The sequence below is a fragment of the Mesorhizobium sp. BR1-1-2 genome (assembly GCF_020165435.1).
In the GTDB taxonomy this organism is placed as follows: Bacteria; Pseudomonadota; Alphaproteobacteria; order Rhizobiales; family Rhizobiaceae; genus Mesorhizobium.
On sequence record NZ_JAIUID010000016.1, the window covers coordinates 104,189 to 123,750 of the forward strand.

A 19,562-nucleotide genomic window follows, 5' to 3' on the forward strand; every position below is an offset into this window, starting at 1 on the left:
TCACCCCGTATCCCGCGAGGCACCCCATCATGAGCAGCTCCTTCAAAAGACCCAGCGGTTTCATCGCCGCCATGGCCGCCGCCATGGCGTTCACGGCCGCCGGCGCGTTCGCCGATTCGGCCGGCGTCACATTCAGCCAGGGCGACAATTTCACCGAAAAGGACGGCGCGGCGCTCTATGCCAATGTCTGCGCCGCCTGCCACCTGGACAAGGGGCAAGGCGCGGTCGGCGCCGGCCACTATCCGGCGCTGGCCAAGAACAAGAACCTGGAGGCGGGCGGCTATCCCGTGACCCTCGTCCTGCACGGGCAAAACGGCATGCCGCCGGTGGGGCAGATGATGAGCGACGACCAGGTCGCGGCCGTGGTCAACTATGTCAGGACGCATTTCGGCAACGACTACAAGGATGCCGTGACGGCGCAGGACGTGAAGGATGTCCGCTGATTTGGCGGACGTCGCCCGCACATGGGGCAACGCAAACGGCGCGGCGGGCATTCCGGCGCCCGCCGCCCTCTCGAACAGAAGGAAACGGGTCATGAAACCATCGGTTGGGAAATCATGGATCGGGGCCGCCGTGCTGGCGGCGGGAATGCTGGCGGCCGGCGCCGCGCTGGCCGACGACGTCGTTCGCCACAAGATTCCGAATTCGGATTTTCCGATCCTGCGCGCCGTCGAGGTGCCGGCCGGCAAGACCACGGTCTATCTCAGCGGCGCCGTGCCGTCGGTCATCGACGAGAAGGCCGACAAGGCGACGGTCGCCGCCTATGGCGACACCGAGGCCCAGACCGGCTCGGTGCTGAAGTCCATCGACAAGACGCTGGCCGATCTCGGCCTGAAGATGGGTGACGTCGTCAAGATGCAGGTCTTCCTGGTCGGCGATCCCGCCAAGGGCGGCAAGATGGATTTCGCCGGCTTCATGAAAGGCTACACGAAGTTTTTCGGGACCAAGGACCAGCCGAACCTCCCGACGCGTTCGGTGGTGCAGGTCGCGGGCCTCGCCGGCCCCGGCTTCCTGGTCGAAATCGAAGTGACCGCCGTGCGGCCCTGAAGCCGGGGCGTTCGGCCGGCCCGTTGCGCCAGGATGCCGACGGGCTGGGGAGGCGCGGATCTGGCGGGCCGGGAACCGGCGCGGTCGAAGCGGCCTCGCTCGCCCAGGCACCCACCGAAAGGCGGAGCTGGGCGATGTTGACCCGCCAGTGAGGGCTAACACGCGCGGAGCCCACGCCCAAGCACTAGCCATTCGTCGAAGGGAGGTCGCGCGACCGCGGACGGAAAACCGCCTCACGCTTTTCCGCGAATTAGCCTAGCCTCGCCTCTTCAGCGCAGGGAGAGCGAGATGACCTCAAGTTTCACCGTTCACGATGCATCCGGATATGAGCAGCTCATGGGCCGGTGGAGCCGCAAGCTCGCGCCCAAATTCATCGACTTCGCCGGGCTTGCCCGCGGCGAAAAGATCCTCGACGTCGGATGCGGCACCGGCAGCCTGACCTTCGAGCTGGCGAAATCCGCCGACCTCGCGGCGATCACGGCAATCGACTTTTCGCCTGTCTTCGTCGAGGCGGCACAGCGGCGCAACACCGATCCGCGCATCGAGATCCAGCAGGCCGACGCCACCGCCTTGCCGTTCGCCGACGATCGTTTCGACCGCGCGCTGGCGCTGCTCGTGCTCCACTTCGTGCCGGAGGCCGGCAAGGCGGTGGGCGAAATGCGCCGCGTGGTGCGGCCGGGCGGCGTGGTCGCGGCCGTCGTGTGGGACCATCTCGGCGGCATGCCCGGCATGCGCATGATGATCGACACGGCGGCCGCGCTCAGCGAAGGCGGACGCCAGATGCGCAGCCGCTATTGCTTCCAGCCGATGATGCAGCCCGGCGAAATGAAGCGGACTTTTATCGAGCAGGAGCTGGCCGACGTCACCGAAACCGAGTTGATGATCCGCATGGACTACCGGGACTTCGACGACTACTGGGCGCCGATCGGCGCCGGCGAAGGGCCGCTCGGCAGATACATGATGACGCTCGACCCAGCCGAGCGGTCGCGCACCGAAGCCGCCGTCCGCGATGCCTATGAGGCCGGCCGGCCGGATGGGCCGCGGTCGTTCGCGAACGTGGCCTGGGCTTGCAGGGGCGTGGTGCGGTAAAGGGGCCGAGAGCCGCCCTATTGCGGCAAACCGGCGGCCCGCAGCGCCTCGCCGAGGCATTGCGCGAGCGCCGGGGCGCAGTGTACGGCGGCGAACTGCCGGCTGTAGCGAAACGTCGGGTGCAGCTCACGCACCCGCGCGGCTGCCGCCGCCGCCTCTTCCAGCCGGCCGAGCTTGGCCAGGGCGGCGGCCAATTGCACATAGGTGATGCTGTGGGCGGGATTGGCCTGAACGGACCTGTATGCGGCGCGGCAGGCCTCGTCGTAGCGGCCGCGCAGCAAATGGCTCATCGCCTGGGCATCGAAGGCGGCGAAAGCCCATGGGTCGAAGGGGCTTAGCCGCATCCCGCGCTCGCTCCACTCGATGGCTTGCTCGGCTTCGCCGCTCCAGCCGAGGATGACGCTGCCCAGAATATAGGTCAGGGCGGATGACGGGCTGACGGCGAGCGCGGCTTCCAAAGCGGTGAAGGCGGCCTTGCGGTCATGTCCATCCATGCCGATCGAAAACCCCGCAAGGGTAAGCGCCGAGGCGTCGTCCTGTCCGTGCAGGATGGCCAGCCGGGCATGGCGTATCGAAGCCTCGCGATCGGCTTCCCGCAGGCCGGCGCGAAGGAACAGGCAATGGCGGCACATGGCGGCGCTGCCGTGGGCAAGCGCATAGGTCGGCTCAAGTTCGATGGCGCGTTCGAGCAGCACAAGCGCTTGCGCAACCCGCTCGGGCATGCCGGAATCCACGTCCGGCTGGGCCCGCAGCACGAGGTCGTAGGCATCGAGACTGTCGGGACGCTTGCGCTTCACCCTCTCGATTTCGACACGCCGCAGGCTCGGCGCGATCGCGCCGACGGCCGCAAGGGCGATCTCATCCTGCAGCGCGAAAATATCGGCGGAGGCGCGGTCGAAGCGCTCGGCCCATATGTGGGCGCCGGTCGACGTGTCGATCATCTGGCCGGTCACGCGCACGCTGCCGCCGGCCCTGCGCACGCTGCCTTCGAGCACGTAGCGGACGCCGAGCTCGCGGCCGACCTGCTTCACGTCCACCGCGCGCCCCTTGTAGGTGAAGGAGGAGTTGCGGGCGATGACGAACAGCCAGTTGATGCGCGCCAGGCCGGTGATGATGTCGTCGACTATGCCGTCGGCGAAATAATCCTGCTCCGGATCGCCGCTCAGGTTCGAGAACGGCAGAACCGCGATCGAAGGCTTGCCGGGCCATGTGAGCGTAGGCGCCTCGGGGCCGGGACCCCCAATCGCGACCTGTGGCCCGACATAACGATAGCCGTGCCGTGGCAGCGTCTCGATCCAGCTTCCGCCGCCGGCCGCGTTCTCGAGCATCCGCCTGGCCGCCGCGATCTGCACCGTGAGGTTGCTGTCCTCGATCGCTTGCCCGGTCCACGCGGCCTCGATCAGCGCCTGCTTCGAAACCGGCTTGCCCGTGCGTTCGACAAGCAGCGCCAGCAGCGCGACCGCGCGTTGGCCGAGCGGCGTCGGCTGGTCGCCGTGGAACAGGATCCCGGCTCCGCCGTCGATGCGAAAAGGGCCAAAGGCGAGGCTCGTTGCCATTTCCGGAGGAGATACCGTTTGCAATCTTTTCGCAATGATTTCGCAACGGCTTCACGACTGGCCGGCCGGGTAGAGGCATTCTGCGCCGGTGGCTGCGGGAAACGCAGCGAACCGATGGAGGATCAAATGAGCGCCGCCCCTGTCATCCGGATGCCCGACGAGAACAAGGGGGTCATGCTGCGTGGCCAGCCGATGGTGTTCCTCGTCACCGGCGAGGATACCAGGCACACGAGCATGTTCGACTGGACCATACCGGCCGGCTTCGCCACCGGCCTGCATGTGCATCGCGTGCAGGAAGAAACCTTCTATGTGCTTGACGGCGAATGCGTCTGGCACGTCGGCGAAAAGGTGATCCGCGCGACCCCCGGCACCTTCCTGTTCATTCCGCCCGGCGTGCAGCACAACATCACCAATGTCGGCGAAAAACCGGCCCGCGTGCTGATGACCGTCTCACCGCCCGGCCACGAGCACTATTTCGAGGAACTCGCCAGGCTGGCCGCAAAGGGCTCCCCGGACCCGAAGGCGCTCGCCGAGCTGCGGAACCGCTACGACACCGACCAGATTTCTACCCTGACGGCGAGTGCATAGGCGTGGTTGGTCGACAGGCGTAATTGGCCTGCCTGCGGCGCGAGCGCGGCCTCCCGGTGCCGGCGGTGCCTGGACGCGGCAAAGATGATCTCCACGGCCGAGAGGGCGGCCGTCCAAGGCGGAGAACCCTGCATCTGGATAAAAGCGCGCGTTGGTCTAAGGTGTCTCCGGGGCTCCCGACGTCTTCCGCAAAAGGTTTCCGAATGGCACTCACCGGACCGCGCCCGACCTGGCTTACTTTCGACTGCTACGGAACGCTGATCCAGTGGGATGAGGGGCTGATGGCCGCGATGGAGACGATCCTGTCGCGCAAGGGCCACAGGATCGAGGCTGAGACATTCATCCCGGTCTACGACCGGCACGAACATCAGCTCGAGCATACCAAGCCGCACCTCTCCTTCGCCGAGGTGACCGCCAAAGCGCTGCATCTGGCGATGCGCGATTTTTCGCTGGAAGCGGAAGCCGGCGACGCCGAACTGCTGACGTCCTCGATCGGCCGCATGCCGCCCTTCCCGGAAGTCGTCGCGACGCTGCAGAAGCTGAAGCAGGCCGGCTTCAAGCTGGCGATCATCTCCAACACCGACGACGCCATCATCGCCGGCAATGTCGCGCAGCTGGGCGGCGCCATCGACCGGGTCATCACGGCGCAACAGGCGCAGGCCTACAAGCCGTCGCGGCAGATCTTCGAACACGCCTGGCGCACCCTTGGCGTGACCACGGACGAGCTGGTCCACATCTGCGCCAGCCCGCACCTCGACCTGACCGCCGCCCGCGACCTGCATTTTCGCGCGGTCTGGGTCGATCGCGGGACGGGACGAAAGCCGCCGGCGGACTATGAGCCGGACGCGGTGGCACGAGGGCTGGATGACGTGCCGGGATTTTTCGAGGAGGCTGGGTGGATTTAGGATATCGGAGGGTTGGGCGCGTAGGGCCGAACCACTCCAAAGCCCTTCGGGCCAAAAGTGTCACCCATGTCTCCGGTATAAACCGTAACCGATGTGTCCGGAACGGGCCCCTTGTGAGTTGGCGCACCCGGTTGGATTCGAACCAACGGCCTCTGCCTTCGGAGGATGGATAGTGGCTTTCGCCGAAACTATCGATTCTATCCGAATGTGCGCTATGCTGCTGAAATCACAAAACAAATTTGAAATCGATCAGCGCCGACGGTACGACGGGGCAGCTAGAAACCCTCCCTGCCGTGCTTACGCTTTGCTTACGCGGGGAACCTGTCAAGGAGGCGCCCCAGCATGGCGAAGCTGACCAAACGAACCGTCGATGCCACCGATATCAGATCCTCGGACTATGTCATATGGGACGACGACCTTCCGGGGTTTGGGTTGCGCGTCTTCAAATCGGGGAAGCGAAGCTTCGTCGTGCAATACCGTGCTGCCGGTCGCTCGCGTCGCTACACGATTGGCCTGCATGGAGTTTGGACGCCTGAGGAAGCTAGGCGCGAAGCAAAAGTCCTGCTGGGTCAGGTCGCAAGGGGCGGCAACCCCGCCGAGGAGCGCAAGCTCGATCGCGAGGCGATCACTGTCAAGGAATTCTGCACCCGCTACCTCGAATATCTCAAGAATGGGCTCGTGCTTGGGAAAGGAGGCCGGCCCAAGAAACCCACGACGATCTCCACCGATGTCGGGCGCGTCGAACGCCACATCGTTCCGCTGCTCGGCAGCCGACGGGTGCGGGATTTGGCCAAGTCCGACATCACCCAGGCCATGAAGGACATCATTGCGGGCAAGACACGCGCGAACGTCAAGACGGACAAGCTGCGCGGACGGGCAATCGTGCGCGGCGGAGCCGGCACGGCAGCCCGAACGATAGGGCTCTTCGGCGGCATTATCACCTACGCGGTCGAACTCGGCATCATTGAACAAAACCCCGTTGCATGGCATTCGCAAGCCGAAGGACAGGATAAACGTCCGCCGTCTCAGCGAGCAGGAATACCGCACACTCGGCAGCATTTTGCGGAAGGCCGCCGAGGACAGACAGTACGAGGCCACCGTAGGAATAATCCGGGTGATCGCTCTGACGGGCTGCCGGCGCAGTAAGGTCATCGGTCTGCGTTGGGGCGAAGTCGATATCGAGGGCAGTTGTCTGCGTCTGACCGACAGCAAGGAGGGAGCGTCTGTACGACCGATCGGTCTGCCGGTTCTGGAATAGCTCGAGCGTCGCCGCTATGAAGAGCATGGAGCCGAGGATTATGTCTTTCCCGGCTGGGAGGATGACACGCCTTTCGGAAGCTTCCCCAGGCACTGGACGAAGCTGCTTGAGAAGACCTACCTGGCCGGCATCACGCCCCATGTTTTGCGGCACAGCTTCGCCAGCATCGGCAATGATCTTGGGTTCACCGAGGCGACGATCGCCGCCTTGGTCGGTCATTCACGTGGGTCGGTGACGAGCCGCTACATCCATACCGTCGATGCGGCGCTCATCACGGCGGCTGACAGCATCGCCGGCTATATTCAGGGGCTGCTGGACGGCGTAGCCTTCAGCCACACCGCCTACGCACTCGATCGGGCTTCCAGGAAGTCGGCGCTTGCCCACTTCCTGAGGCAGACGAACTCGTCGGCGCATAAAATAGCCCAGGCTGCTGCCTGATCAGGTCACCCTGACAATGGCGGCTCTGCGCCCGATTTCGGTCATTAACCGAATACCGACGCCCATCTTATAAGCGGACATTCTCGACCTCGGAGATAGCGTCGAACGGGATGGCTGGAGGGAACGGCCTGCTAACTAGGGCCGCCCCAGTCTTCCACAATTTGCTTCTGAATGCCGGTGCTGCCGCCGAAGGGATAGGGAACCGCGGGTCCGCTTCCGACCCGCTTTGCCAAGCGCCGCCAAAGCTGGACCTAGACTAAGGGTTAGTTGCAACCCGCTGCGAGCATCCCAACATCAGATGTCAGACCTACTATCCGAGAGACTGCTCGAATATCGCGCTGCTTTTGTTGAATGAAGATAGTGAGAAGCCTAGCCCGCACCACCACTGTGATTGCATCGATAGCTGTGACTGTTGTGCTGACCTTTATGGCAGCTAAAGGATTTGAGCTATCTGCGCCAGATCCGATCGTGGCTCATACCTTCGAGAGGAACATTTAAGGGCTCGACGCGCTACGCTAGCCTTCAGGCCGTGCGTCGACCAGTACCGACATCAGCAATGCGTCCTCGGTGCCGCGGTTGACCCAGGCATGGTTAGTGCCCCGCTGGATGACCACGTCGAACGGCTTCAGGTCGCGCTCTTCCTTGTCCAGCACGAGCGTGATGTGTCCGGACAGGAGCACGATGTAGTCCGTCGTCGGCGACCGGTGCATGGTTTCGTGGCGCGAGGTGTCGGGCTGGAGATGCGCCGATCCCATGGCGGCGAACCACTCGTGCGCCGCCTTCTGCCGCTCCTCCCGCGACAGGTGCGCCGGTTGCGACTCCGGCGCGATCTGGAAGAAGCGGAAGATGGTACCGCCGGGCGGCGGCTCGATCCCCTGCGACCGCAGCGCCATGTCCTCGTCCGTGACATGGTCGTGCCGACCGGCCGGCGTTTGCCAGAGCTCTGTCAGCACCGTGATCGTGTGTTGCGCCGCCCCGTCGAACAAGATGCCGGATTTGCCGTCCGCGTCGTCCGTCGTGACGATCCGCCTGACCTGCTTGAGCATGGACTCCTCCCCGATCGCGAATGGCTTGCAGGCGCAGGTGCGCCGTCTCAGAAATTGACGTCGGCGCCGCCCTTCAGCGACAGGATCTCGCGCGCGTCGTTCGGCGTCGCCACCTCGAGGCCGAGCCCCTCGATCATCTGGCGGACCAGGCGCACCTGGTCTGCGCTCGACTTGGCAAGCTTGCCCTTGCCGGCCCACAGCGAGTCCTCAAGACCGACGCGGACGTTGCCGCCAAGCGCGGCCGCCTGCGCGGCGATGCGGAGCTGGCTGGCGCCGGCGCCGAGAACCGACCAGCGGTAGTCGGAGCCGAACAGCCGGTCGGCCGTCCGCTTCATGTGCTGCACGTCCTCGGGGTGCGTTCCGATGCCGCCGAGGATGCCGAACACCGACTGGACGAAGAAGGGCGGCTTGACCAGCCCGCGGTCGGCGAAGTGCTTCAGATTGTAGAGATGCGCGATGTCGTAGCACTCGAACTCGAAGCGCGTGTTGTTCTTGTAGCAGGTCTTCAGGATGAACTCGATGTCCTTGAACGAATTGCGGAACACCAGGTCCTTCGTCGCTTCGAGGTGCGGCTTCTCCCAGTCGTGCTTGAACTCCTTGTACTTGTCGAGCAGGTGGAAAAGGCCGAAGTTCATCGAGCCCATGTTGAGCGAGGCGACCTCCGGCTTCAGCTTCTGGGCCGGAAGCACGCGCTCCTCGACCTTCATGTAAGGGCTGCCGCCGGTCGTCAGGTTGATCGCCGCGTTGGTCGCCTGCTTGATCTGCGGCAGGAACTTCATGAAGCCCTCGGGCGTCTGGTCGGGCTTGCCGGTTTCGGGGTCGCGGGCGTGCAGGTGCAGGATCGCGGCACCCGCCTCGGCGGCGCCCAGCGCGTCGTCGATGATCTGCTGCGGCGTGATCGGCAGGTACTCCGACATGGACGGTGTATGGATGGCGCCCGTCACGGCACAGGTGATGATGACTTTTCCGGTTGCGGCCTTGGCCATGGACGTCTGCCTCGAATGCGGGTGGGAGGGAAGGTTCAGGAGCCGATCTTCGCGGCGGCGTCGCGCTTGTGCGTGATCAGCGCCATGAGCCGACGATCGCGCCATTCCTGGCGGGAGACCAGGTTGTCGGCGGGCAGTGTGGCGCGGCGGTCGGCCTCGATGCCGTCGAGGACCGGGCCCGACCAATCGGCGCGATGCTGCGTGCTCGGCCACAATCCGGAATAGATGCGCTCGTAGCGTTCGACGTAGTCGCGGATACCGCCCGGTGCATTCAGGTCGATGGTCTCGAACGGACCCATGAACGACCAGCGCAACGCCAGCCCGTCACGGACGCCGATGTCGACGTCCTCGACCGAAGCGTAGCCCTCGTCGACGAGGCGGAACGCCTCTTCGAGTAGTGCGCCCTGCAGGCGGTTCATGATGAAGCCGTCGATCTCGCGCTTCATGACCAGCGGTGCCTGTCCGATGCTGCGGAACAGCGCAGTGGCACGCTCCATCACCTCCTGAGATGTCCAGGGCGCGGGAACCAGTTCGGCAGCGGGAATGAGGTAGGGCGGGTTGATCGGATGGGCGACCAGGCAGCGCTCCCGCCCCGCCACATGGCCGGTGAAGGCTGATGGCAGCAGGGCGGACGTCGAGCTTGCGAGGATCGCCTCGCGGGGTGCCTTCTCGTCGAGCATCGAGAACACCGCCTGCTTCACCTCGAGCCTTTCGGGCGTGTTCTCCTGGACGTGGACGACGCCGTCGAGCGCCTCGTCGATCGAGGTCGACAGCGACAGGCGGCTGAGAAGCTTGTCCGGACCATCGTTCAGCAGGCCGTTGGCGTCCAGGTCGGGGAGCAGCCCGGCGATGTAGTCGCGCGCCGCCGCCGGCGCCTTGGGATCGTTGTCCCACAGCACGACGTCATGCCCGGCACGTGCAAAGGTGATCGCCCAGGCCCGGCCGATGAACCCGGTGCCGATGATCGCAACTCGTGACATAGTCTTGTCCTTCGGTTGTTCGATGGGTGGTGTCGTGGCTCGCGTGGTCATCGTCAGGCGTGCCTGTCGCGCAGGGCGATGATGGCACCGAGGATGACGAGACCATACAGGATGGAGCGGGCGGAAATCGGGATCGTCGTTCCCGCGAGCAGCATCTGCAACGCCGTCAGCAAGATCACCCCGCCGAGCATCCCGACATAGGAGCCGCGTCCGCCGGTGATCAGCGCCCCGCCGACGACGACCACCGCGATCGACGGCAGCAGGTACTCGTCGCCCATGCCGAGGCTCGCTTGTCCGGAGAAGCCGGTGAGCAGGATGCCGACGAGCGCCGAGCAGAGGCCGGACAGGACGTAGACGGAGATGATCGTGCGCTTGACTGGGATGCCGGACAGCTCCGCCGCGCGCTCGCTGTTGCCGATCGCGTAGACCCGTCGTCCGAAGGCCGTGCGCCCGAGCAGCAGCACCGCGAAGACGGCGAACACCGCGAGGAAAGGCACCACGGGCGTCACCCCGAACACCTTGAACGTCATGAAGTCGCGCAGCATCGGCGAGGAGAACCCGTCCGGCGTGCCGCCCGAATAGAGCAGGGCCGCGCCCTGCAGCAGGCCGTTGACGGCCAGCGTCATGACGATCGGCGACAGGCCGAGCGCGACGATGCCGAATCCGTTGAGCAGGCCGATCAGCATTCCGACGACGAGGACGACCGGCACCGCATAGACCAGCGCTGCGTCGGATCCCTTTACCAGTCCTGCCAGCAGGATGCCGCACAGACCGATCGTCCAGGGGATGGACAAGTCCAGCCCGCCGGTCAAGATCACGGTGCCCTGGCCGAGTGCCAGGATGGCGAGGAAGGAGGCCAGCACGACCAGCGAGTTGTAGTAGTTGAAATTGAAGAGCGCATTACCGAGCACATACTGCGTCACCAGCAGCACGCCGACCAAGCAGATGTAGGCCGGCAGCGCATACCGAATGATCTCGGCATGGCGCGTGCGGAACGGCGCCATCGCCGACAGCACCTTCTGGTCGGCCGCATCGCGCTTCACAGCGGCCAGCGACAGCTTGCGCGGCGACAGATCGAGCTGCGACGGCAGGATGCCCTGGCGCCAGGCGGCGAACCTGGCAAGCACCTGCCGGATGTTCTGGGCGAGCACCGACCGGCGATGCATCGAGGCGCTGAGCACGGCCAGCAGCAGGATCGTGCTTTCGGCGATGGTCGAGAAATAGGCCGATACGTTGAGCACCAGGAGGATGTTCACGATGACCATCAGCACGTAGGCGCCGAGAACCGAGCCGGTCAGGCCGCCACGGCCGCCGCCGAGCAGCGTGCCGCCGACGACAACGGCTGCGAACATCTGGAGCAGCATCGGATTGCCGACCAGCGGGTCGCCGGCACCGGTCTGGGCGCTGATGAACACGCCGGCGAGGCCGTAGAAGCCGCCGGCGATGACGTAGACCATGAACTGGACGAAACGGGTCGGGATGCCGGCCGAGCGGGCGCTGTCGATGTCGCCGCCGATCGCATAGATGGCGAGCCCGAGCTTTGTGCGCTTCAGCCAGTACCAGAACAGCAGCAGCACCACGAGAAGCGCCGCCGACATCGGAACCCAGTCGGTGATGAGGTCGCCGATGAGCACGTCCGACAGGCTCGGCTCGATCATGCCGCCGGGCTTCTCCATCACGATCAGCGTGATGCCCTGGAGGATGAACATGGTCGACAGGGTCACGACGATCGCCTGCAGCCGCAGGAAGGCGATGAAGAAGCCGTTGAACGCGCCGACCACGACACCGATGCCGATGCCGACCGCGGTCAACGTCCATGGCGAGACGCTTCCATCCGCCGGGAACGTCGCGAGCGTCACGTTGACCAGCGAGATCACGGCCGCCGCGGAGAGGTCGAATCCTCCCGACAGCACGACGACGGTCTGCCCCATCGCCGCGATGGCGAGCGTGGCACCGCTCGTCGTCATCTGGGCGACGTCGTAGTAGACGAGGGGCACGGCGCTCAGCTTGGCGACGACTGCGAACAGCACGGCGAAGGCGACGAACGCCGTTATCAGGCCGCGATGGCGGCCGATGTGCAGGGAAGCCGCTGGCGCTCGGCGCGCCTCCTCGCGACCGTTGGTGATGGCGCTCATGCGGCACTTGCCTTGCTGCCGGAGCCGAGAGCGACTCCCAGGATGTTCTCTTCGGTGAGGTCGCTGCCCGACAGCTCGGCGGCGATCGTGCCGGCGTAGAATACCAGCACCCGGTCGGCCAGGTGGACCAGCTCGGGGATCTCGGTCGAGTAGAAGATGACGGCGCCGCCCGCCTCGGCATAGGTCCGCATCAGCTGGTAGAGTTCGTTCTTCGTGCCGACGTCGATGCCGCGCATAGGATCGTAGACCATCAGGATGTGGCTTTCGGTCAGCAGCCACTTGGCGATGGCGATCTTCTGCTGGTTGCCGCCGGAGAAGGCGTCGGCGCGCGACCACAGCGCGCGGTGGTCTACTTCGACGCGCCGGAACGCCTCGGAGACGGCTTCGTTCTCGCGGCCCTTGTCGATCAGGCCGAAACGGGTGAAGCGCTCGATGATCGGAACGGTGGCGTTGTGTTTGCCGGAAAGCTTGAGGAACAGGCCCTCCGTCTTGCGCTCTTCCGGCACCAGGCTAATGCCGATGCGGGCCGAGATCGCATCTTTGGGACTGGCGATTGCGACCTTTTTGCCGTCCACCTCGAAATGGCCGCGCGCCAGTGGCACCGCGCCGAAAGCCGAAAGGAAGAGGTCGAGCTGGCCCATGCCCTGCAGGCCGGCGATGCCGAGGATTTCGCCCTCCCGCAGGCCGAACGATGCCTCTCGGAGTTTTCCGTCGGTGCCGACCCGGTCGGCGCGCAGCACCTCGTGGCCGATCTCGTGGCGCTGCTCGGCGCGTGGCGGAAAGGAATGGATCAGTGAGCGGCCGGCAATCATGCGGACGACGTCGGCATCCTGGTAGTCAGCGACGTTGCCGGTGGCGACGTGCTTGCCGCCGCGCAGGATTGTGAGGTCGTCGCAGAAGTCGTGGACCTCGCGCAGCCGGTGCGAGATGAACAGGACGGTCGTACCTTGCCGCTTCGCGCCGCGGATCACGTTGCCCAGCCAGTCAACGTCGGGTCCGGACAGGGCCGAGGTCGGCTCGTCGAGCAGCAGGATGCGCGGCTTGCGGTAGACCGCGCGCGCGATCTCGATCTTCTGGCGGACGGCGAGATCGAGGTCGCCGATCTCGTCGTCGAGATGGATGTCGGAAAGCTCCAGCTCGCGGAAATGCGCGTTCACCGCTTGGCGGGCCTTGCCGCGGCTCATCATCCCGGTCAAACCGACCGGCGCTTCGGGGATGAGCATGTTGTCCAGAACGGTCAGGTTGCGAACGAGCGTCATCTCCTGGAACGCCGTCTGGATGCCGAGCCGATGGGCCTCGCGCGGCGACGAGAGCTGGGCGCGCTGGCCGAACACCTCGATGCTGCCCTGGTCGGGCGTCACCAGGCCGGACAGCACCTTCACGATGGTGGATTTGCCCGCACCGTTCTCACCCAGCAGCGCGTGGACGGTGCCGGCGCGGATGGACAGGGAGACGTCGTCGAGTGCGACAGTCGCGCCGTAGGCCTTGCGGACGTTGGCGATGTGGATGGCCGGAGCGGCGGCGGACATGCGATCTGGTTCTCTCTCGGAATGAGAGGCGGCCCGCGCGCCGCGGGCCGCCGTTGGTCACGGGAGGATCAATCCTCGGGCTGGGCGACGAGCGCCGCGTTCAGGCCGACTTCCGGAGTCAGATCCGAATAGATCGATGCGAACCAGCCCGGATTTGGGATGATCGCCGGCTGGAACACGTTGCAGCCAGCCTTCATCTCTGCCCAGGAGCCTTCCTGGCAGAGCTTGACGTTCTCGTTGGTGACGATGGTCTGCGCCACGTCGGTCAGAGCCGGGATCTCCTTGCCCTCGAGCTTGTCGACCGCGAGCTTCAGGGCCAGTGCGCCGGTGAAGTTCTGCGAGCCGGACGACCAGCGCTGCGCGCCCATCGGACGGTAGGTGCCATTGGCCCCGTCCACCTCGGTGCCGACCGGCAGCATCTGGATACGGCCGCCATTCGAGGACTCGCCTGCGCAGGGCAGCAGCTTGTCGTCGGCGATGCCGGCCTCGCTCTGCATCGAATTGGCCGTATAGCATCCTGCCTGCATCCAGAGCCCGTCGACCTGGTCCCAGTTACGGGTGGCGAGGATCTTGGAGAGTTCGGTGCGGGCCACGGCTTGGCTCCACATGCCGTTGGCCTCGGCCACGACCTCGATCCCCGGGTTCTTGGCAAAGACCTCCTTGGCGCCTTCGTTGCGCAGTGTGTCGACGGTGGTTCCCGGCACGCCGGTTACCATGACCACCTTGCCCTTGCCGCCGAGCTTCTTAACCAGCCATTCGGCCGATTCCACGCCCCATTTGCGCTGATCGATATGGACGTTGTAGGCGCAAGGTTCGGAGATGATCGAGTCGTAGGCGACCACGACGACGCCCTTGGCGCAGGCGTTCTTGACAGCTCCGTTCAGCGCGGTCGGCGAAATCGGATAGACGATGATCGCCTTGGCACCGGCCTGCACCATGGAGTTGATCTGCTGGATCTGCTTCTGGGCATTCGGGCCGGCGACCTGCACCTGCAGATCGACCCTGTCGGCGTAGCTCTTGTGGAGCGCCATCGCCTTCAGCATGTTGGCGGCCTCGGCCTGCCAGTCGTTGCCGATATAGCTCATGCTCAGATAGATCTTCATCTTCTCGGCCGCCTGGGCGGCAGGCGCCATGAGCGCCAGGCCTGCCGCGGCCGCCATTGCGCCGAGCGCGCACTTCCGGATCATCGACTTCATATCTCTCTCTCCCAATGACTGCCTGCACGACGCAGCGCAGAACTGTGGCGGACGTCGCGACGCTCGTGGCGACTGGATGGAGGACCCGCACGACAGGGTCGCGCCCGGCGATGCACGCAACCGTTCACCCCGAATGGCTCGGAGCGAGCAGTCTGGCATCGGCGACGATCCTCCCGGCGCCAGTCCTCTCCGGCACCCTTCTCCCCTGGCCGCGTCCGCAGCCATCCAGAACGAGCCATAAAAGAAGCGGGCCGTCAATAAATAATCGTTGATTTGTGATCACAAGCCGCGCGATGGTGTTGAACGGGCGCGGGGCCTTGCATCGTGCTGCTGTCGGGTTTAGCCGTGCCTTTTGGGGAAACGGGTGTCGCCGGAGGGGTGGTGACGGGCCATTCGGTCCGCTCTCGGCATGTCTCGGGCGGGAAGCCGATCTTCCCCGGACGATGATGGAAGCAACAGCATGACCGACAAGCTCTCGCCGGTGGACGTCAGCACGCTGCAGGAGCGCGTCTACCTGAAGCTGCGCGAGGCCCTCTACCAGGGCCGGTTCTCGGCCGGCGAAACCCTCACCATTCGCGGCCTGGCGGGTGCGCTCGGCACCAGCGCAATGCCGGTGCGCGAGGCGCTTCAGCGTCTGGTCGCCGAGAAAGCGCTGATCCAGACGCCCAGCCGCAGCATCCAGGTCGCCTCGTTCACGCCGGAACTCTTCTGGGAGATCATCCGGCTGCGTATGTCCATCGAAGGCATGGTGACCAGGCGCGCGGCGCTGAATCCCCCGCCGCTGCTCGCCGAGAGGCTGCGCGAGATCAACACCAAGATGATCGCTGCGATCAGGGGCGGCTTCACCGAGGAGGTGCTCGACGCCAACAAGGAGTTCCACTTCGCGATCTACGAGGCGGCGGACATGCCGCAGACGCTCGAGATCATCAACAACCTCTGGCTGCGCATCGGCCCCTACCTCGGCGTCGCCTACCGCATGGGCTATTCGGACCCGTTCCTGACGGGCACCCGCTTCCACGAGCGCATCATCCAGGCGATCGAGCGGCGCGACGGCCGCCGTGCGGCTTCCGGCCTCAAGGTCGACATCTGGGCGACGGCCAAGTGGTTCACGCGCCATCGGATCGCAATCTTCAGCCCAGACGAGGAGCGGCCGATGGAGGCCGCGCTCTGACGGCCCGCCACCGGCGACAGCCGACGCGCCGGAGCTTCCCTCATCCGGCGCTTCCGACCGGGATCAGCCGCCGAAGCGCGGCTCGGGCAGGCCCTTCACACCCAGATCATAGACGGCGAACAGCCCGCCGGCGTTCTCCTCGCGCTGCGGCACGCCCCTCATCGGCCGGCCCATGGAGCTGACGTAGAGGACGTCGAGGTTCTTGCCGCCGAACATGACGCTGGTCAGGTTGCGCACCGGGAATTCGATCTCGCGGTCGATCTTGCCGTCCGGCGAGTAGCGGATGATGCGGCCGCCGAACACATGTGCGTTCCAGATGTAGCCCTCGGCATCGACGGTGGAGCCGTCGAACGTCCCGGGATACTCGTGATTCGACAGGAAGACGCGCTTGTTCGAAACCCCGCCTGTGTCGATGTCGTAGTCGTAGGCGTACATCAGGTCGTCGTAGGAATCGCAGAAGTAGAAGGTCTTGTCGTCCGGGCTCCAGCACGGGCCGTTGGAGCACTTGATGCCGCCGTCCAGCCTGGTGATCGTGAGGTCCGGATCGAGGCTGTAGAGGGCCGAGTTGCGCACCGGGCGCTGGCCGCGATTGGCGTCGAAGCGGTCGTGGTCGTAGGACATGTAGCCGGCGACGAAGCGGCCGCGGCGATCGACCTTGCCGTCGTTCAGGCGGTTCTCCGGCTCGTCCTTCTCGGGATCGCCGATGTGGGTCAGGCGCTGCGTCTTGAAATCGTACAGGCTGAAGCCGTTGGCCAGCGCCACCACGGCACCGCCGTTCTTGCGAATCGCCATCGAGCCGATGTGCAGCGGGACGTAGTTCAGCTTCACGTCCGACCCGTCCTCCTTGCAGTTCCAGATCTCCGCGGCCGAACTGTCGATCCAGTAGAGGCGCTGGTCCTCCACGTCCCAGAGCGGGCCTTCGCCCAGATGGTTCTTGCTGTCCACCAGCAGACGGATTTCGGCCACTGCAGTCTCCTCCTCGTTGAACCGACATGGGCGGCCGCGCCTCTCGGCCCGGTTCCGCACCCTCCCGACGCGGACATTGTACAGGGCAGGCATCGGAGTCAATCTTTGTGATCACGGATCAGGCATTTCACCGATTGACGGCCCGGTCGGCGACGTGATTACATCCGCGTCGAACTGGATCGAGCCCGGGAGGCACCCCGCCGCATGTCGCGACGCGGGGCTGGGCCGTTCGGCGATCAGGGAGGATTTCATGGCGGACAGCAGTGCCGGGGCGATCGACGTCGTCCTCAAGACCTTGAGTGGCATGCGCATGGTGGACCTCGCGCCGAAATTGGAGCGCGGCATCCCGCGCTGGCCGACCCATCCGCACTTGACCATCGACAAGGCGGTGACACACGATCACGACGGCTACTACTGCCAGGCGATCATGATGGCCGAGCACACGGGAGCTCATGTCGACGCGCCGGCGCACATGCTCCCCGACCGGATGGACCGGACGATCGACACCTTCCCGGCCGACCATCTCTTCGCGTCGGCCGTCCTCTACGACTTCTCCGACCGCGACCTGAAGCCGGGCGACCTGATCACGGCCGACATGCTGCGCGCCTACGAGGAGAAATCCGGTCTCAAAGTGGGCGCCGGCGAGATCGCGATCGTCAATTACGGCTGGATGAAGCGTCACTGGCGCACCGACTCCAAGGCGCAGTGGTATGTGCTCAACGCGCCCGGCATGTCCGAGGACGCCTGCGAGTTCTTCCGCGAGCGCAAGGTGCGGGCGGTGGCGACCGACACCGTCGCCGGCGAGACGGCGATCGTCGATGGCGTGCCACAGGCCAATCCCGGTCACATGAAAAGCTGGCTGCCGCACGACATCCTCATCATCGAGATGCTGACCAACCTCGAGGACCTGACGCCGCGCTCGTTGTTCCTCGCCATGCCGCTCAACATCGATGAAGGCTCCGGCTCGCCGATCCGCCCCGTGGCGTTCTGCCCCAACTGATCAGGCAGGGCCGCAGGCGCCTCTGCCATTCCGACGCCGCCGGGCGTCCCCGTGGTTCCCGGACGGCCCGACAGTAAATTCCCTCGATCCCTGGAGAGTCCGATGGACCTAACCGGCAAGACTGCCATCATCACCGCGGGCGCCTCCGGCATCGGCCGGGTGATCGCCCACCGTTTCGTGGAGCAGGGCGCGCAGGTCTGCGTCTGCGACATCGCCGACGAGGCCCTCGAGGCCCTCAAGAAGGAGCTGCCTGGCGCCATCGTCATGAAAGCCGACGTCGCCCGGTCGTCGGACGTGGCGGCACTCTACGAAACGTTCCTGGCGAGCCATTCGAGGCTGGACATCCTCGTGAACAACGCCGGCATCTCCGGGCCGACGAAGCCGGTCGAGGAGATCACCGACGAGGAGTGGGACCAGACTATGGCGGTCAACGTCGCGGGACAGTTCTACATGGTGCGCAAGGCCGTGCCGCTGTTCAAGCAGGCCGGCGGCGGCTGCATCATCAACCTGTCGTCCGTCGCCGGCCGTCTCGGCATGCCGCTCCGGGCGCCGTACTCGGCATCCAAATACGCCGTGCGCGGACTGACCGACGTGCTGGCCGTCGAACTCGGCGAGTTCGGGGTCCGCGTCAACGCCATCCTGCCCGGTCTGGTCGACGGTCCACGCGGCCAGCGAGTCATGCGCGAGCAGGCAGAGGCGCGCGGCATGACGCTGGAGGCATGGATGCCGTACTTCCTGCACAACATCTCGCTGCACACCGCCATCGACATGAAGGAGATCGCCGACATGGCCGTCTTCCTCGCCTCCGACCTGGCGCCGCACATCTCCGGCCAGTCGATCAGCGTGTGCGGCAACTTCGAGAGCTATCGCAGCCCGAAGCTGGCGCAGTAGGGGTCGGGCGACGCCCATCCTGCTGCAGCGACACTGAAGCCATCGTCACGGACGATCGTCCGTGACAAGCGGCTAACCCTGACCTGATCGTCCGAGATTAAGCACTCGGTGCGTTGGTCGTCCGGCAACGGCTGCTTTCGGCGTTGCGATCAAAATTGGCTAAACGACGAGACTGGGGTCGTCAGTCGAATGACCGCTTTACCCGATTCCTCAGCCACAACCGGACTGTCGGCAAGCGGCCCCATTTCAGTCATTTTGAGCGTTGTCCACGTGGGCAACGCTCAACCTTCTTTTTGAAGCTCGTCCGCCGGAAACTGGCGTTTCGCGCTGTTTACCCCGAAAATTCGCGGGATGTGGCGACATAGTTTGCCCAAACTCGAGGCTCCCCAGCGCTTGCGCCGCTCAGCCCTGAAAGACCTCAGGTGAGCAAAGCGTAGCCTAACTACTTGCTACGCAAAGAGAAATTGGCGCACCCGACAGGATTCGAACCTGTGACCTCTGCCTTCGGAGGGCAGCGCTCTATCCAGCTGAGCTACGGGTGCTTCCCGGCGGGCCGGAAAACGAACCGGGTGAACCGGCAAGTCACGGCTTCTTAGCGGAAGCGGGCGCGGGCTTCAACGGGCAATTGGAGATTGGCGGTTTCCAAAGGTTCGCCTCGCAGGCGATGCCCTGTCGCGTGCGGCGTTCCCCTCTCCGTCTCGGCTTGGCCGAGCCACCTCTTCCTCGCCCTTGGCGGGGGCGAGGAACTTGAGCCCCTCACTGCCCCGCCTCACTCCTTACC

16 protein-coding genes, 1 tRNA gene and 1 pseudogene are annotated in these 19,562 nt (G+C 65.2%); 9 read left to right on the plus strand and 9 right to left on the minus strand.

Annotation, left to right across the window (positions count from 1 at the left end):
- Positions 1-29 precede the first annotated feature (29 nt).
- The 3 genes from LB551_RS25725 to LB551_RS25735 all read left to right on the plus strand — a co-directional run bounded on the left by LB551_RS25725 (position 30) and on the right by LB551_RS25735 (position 2,136).
- Complete coding sequence (locus tag LB551_RS25725; protein ID WP_224660947.1) at positions 30-443, plus strand: c-type cytochrome; 414 nt, start codon at positions 30-32, stop codon at positions 441-443.
- Between the two features lie 91 nt (positions 444-534).
- A complete protein-coding gene (locus tag LB551_RS25730) occupies positions 535-1,047 on the plus strand; it encodes a RidA family protein (protein WP_224660948.1) in 513 nt (170 codons plus the stop codon).
- A 288-nt stretch (positions 1,048-1,335) separates the two neighbouring features.
- Positions 1,336-2,136 carry a class I SAM-dependent methyltransferase gene (locus LB551_RS25735; protein ID WP_224660949.1) on the plus strand — a complete coding sequence of 267 codons (801 nt, stop codon included), beginning with the start codon at positions 1,336-1,338 and terminating at the stop codon, positions 2,134-2,136.
- Between the two features lie 17 nt (positions 2,137-2,153).
- On the opposite strand, the gene LB551_RS25740 is transcribed toward LB551_RS25735, so the two are convergent.
- On the minus strand, positions 2,154-3,692 hold the full coding sequence (locus tag LB551_RS25740; protein WP_224660950.1) for a winged helix-turn-helix domain-containing tetratricopeptide repeat protein: 1,539 nt from the start codon (positions 3,690-3,692) through the stop codon (positions 2,154-2,156).
- 126 nt (positions 3,693-3,818) lie between these two features.
- On the opposite strand from LB551_RS25740, the gene LB551_RS25745 reads away from it, so the two are divergent.
- The 3 genes and pseudogenes from LB551_RS25745 (at position 3,819) to LB551_RS25755 (ending at position 6,881) form a co-directional block, all read left to right on the plus strand.
- Complete coding sequence (locus LB551_RS25745) at positions 3,819-4,280, plus strand: cupin domain-containing protein (protein WP_224660951.1); 462 nt, start codon at positions 3,819-3,821, stop codon at positions 4,278-4,280.
- Positions 4,281-4,483: 203 nt separating this feature from the next.
- Positions 4,484-5,185, plus strand: a complete 702-nt coding sequence (locus LB551_RS25750; protein ID WP_224660952.1) for a haloacid dehalogenase type II — start codon at positions 4,484-4,486, stop codon at positions 5,183-5,185.
- A 342-nt stretch (positions 5,186-5,527) separates the two neighbouring features.
- Positions 5,528-6,881: pseudogene (locus LB551_RS25755) on the plus strand (tyrosine-type recombinase/integrase).
- A 515-nt stretch (positions 6,882-7,396) separates the two neighbouring features.
- On the opposite strand, the gene LB551_RS25760 reads toward LB551_RS25755, so the two are convergent.
- From LB551_RS25760 to LB551_RS25785, 6 genes are all read right to left on the minus strand, one after another.
- Positions 7,397-7,927, minus strand: coding sequence for a cupin domain-containing protein (locus LB551_RS25760; protein WP_224660953.1), 531 nt, complete (start codon positions 7,925-7,927; stop codon positions 7,397-7,399).
- Between the two features lie 47 nt (positions 7,928-7,974).
- Positions 7,975-8,913: a 3-keto-5-aminohexanoate cleavage protein gene (locus LB551_RS25765; protein ID WP_224660954.1), complete on the minus strand. Its 939-nt coding sequence runs from the start codon at positions 8,911-8,913 to the stop codon at positions 7,975-7,977.
- Positions 8,914-8,948: 35 nt separating this feature from the next.
- The gene (locus LB551_RS25770) at positions 8,949-9,893 is read right to left on the minus strand and encodes a 3-hydroxyacyl-CoA dehydrogenase (protein WP_224660955.1); all 945 of its coding nucleotides are present in this window, start codon (positions 9,891-9,893) and stop codon (positions 8,949-8,951) included.
- A 53-nt stretch (positions 9,894-9,946) separates the two neighbouring features.
- The gene (locus tag LB551_RS25775) at positions 9,947-12,028 is read right to left on the minus strand and encodes an ABC transporter permease (RefSeq protein ID WP_224660956.1); all 2,082 of its coding nucleotides are present in this window, start codon (positions 12,026-12,028) and stop codon (positions 9,947-9,949) included.
- Positions 12,025-13,557, minus strand: coding sequence for a sugar ABC transporter ATP-binding protein (locus LB551_RS25780; RefSeq protein ID WP_224660957.1), 1,533 nt, complete (start codon positions 13,555-13,557; stop codon positions 12,025-12,027). Before LB551_RS25780 ends, LB551_RS25775 begins: the two co-directional genes overlap by 4 nt.
- A 68-nt stretch (positions 13,558-13,625) precedes the next feature.
- On the minus strand, positions 13,626-14,753 hold the full coding sequence (locus LB551_RS25785) for a sugar ABC transporter substrate-binding protein (protein WP_224660958.1): 1,128 nt from the start codon (positions 14,751-14,753) through the stop codon (positions 13,626-13,628).
- A 460-nt stretch (positions 14,754-15,213) separates the two neighbouring features.
- Between LB551_RS25785 and LB551_RS25790 the strand changes: the two genes are divergently transcribed.
- Positions 15,214-15,924 carry a GntR family transcriptional regulator gene (locus LB551_RS25790; protein ID WP_224660959.1) on the plus strand — a complete coding sequence of 237 codons (711 nt, stop codon included), beginning with the start codon at positions 15,214-15,216 and terminating at the stop codon, positions 15,922-15,924.
- Positions 15,925-15,987: 63 nt separating this feature from the next.
- Here LB551_RS25790 and LB551_RS25795 read toward each other — a convergent pair whose 3' ends face one another.
- A complete protein-coding gene (locus tag LB551_RS25795; protein WP_224660960.1) occupies positions 15,988-16,890 on the minus strand; it encodes an SMP-30/gluconolactonase/LRE family protein in 903 nt (300 codons plus the stop codon).
- 250 nt (positions 16,891-17,140) lie between these two features.
- Between LB551_RS25795 and LB551_RS25800 the strand changes: the two genes are divergently transcribed.
- Positions 17,141-17,890 carry a cyclase family protein gene (locus LB551_RS25800; RefSeq protein ID WP_224660961.1) on the plus strand — a complete coding sequence of 250 codons (750 nt, stop codon included), beginning with the start codon at positions 17,141-17,143 and terminating at the stop codon, positions 17,888-17,890.
- Positions 17,891-17,992: 102 nt separating this feature from the next.
- Positions 17,993-18,781, plus strand: coding sequence for an SDR family oxidoreductase (locus tag LB551_RS25805; RefSeq protein ID WP_224660962.1), 789 nt, complete (start codon positions 17,993-17,995; stop codon positions 18,779-18,781).
- Positions 18,782-19,246: 465 nt separating this feature from the next.
- Here the strand turns inward: LB551_RS25805 and LB551_RS25810 are convergent.
- Positions 19,247-19,323, minus strand: a tRNA-Arg gene (locus tag LB551_RS25810).
- Positions 19,324-19,562 lie beyond the last annotated feature (239 nt).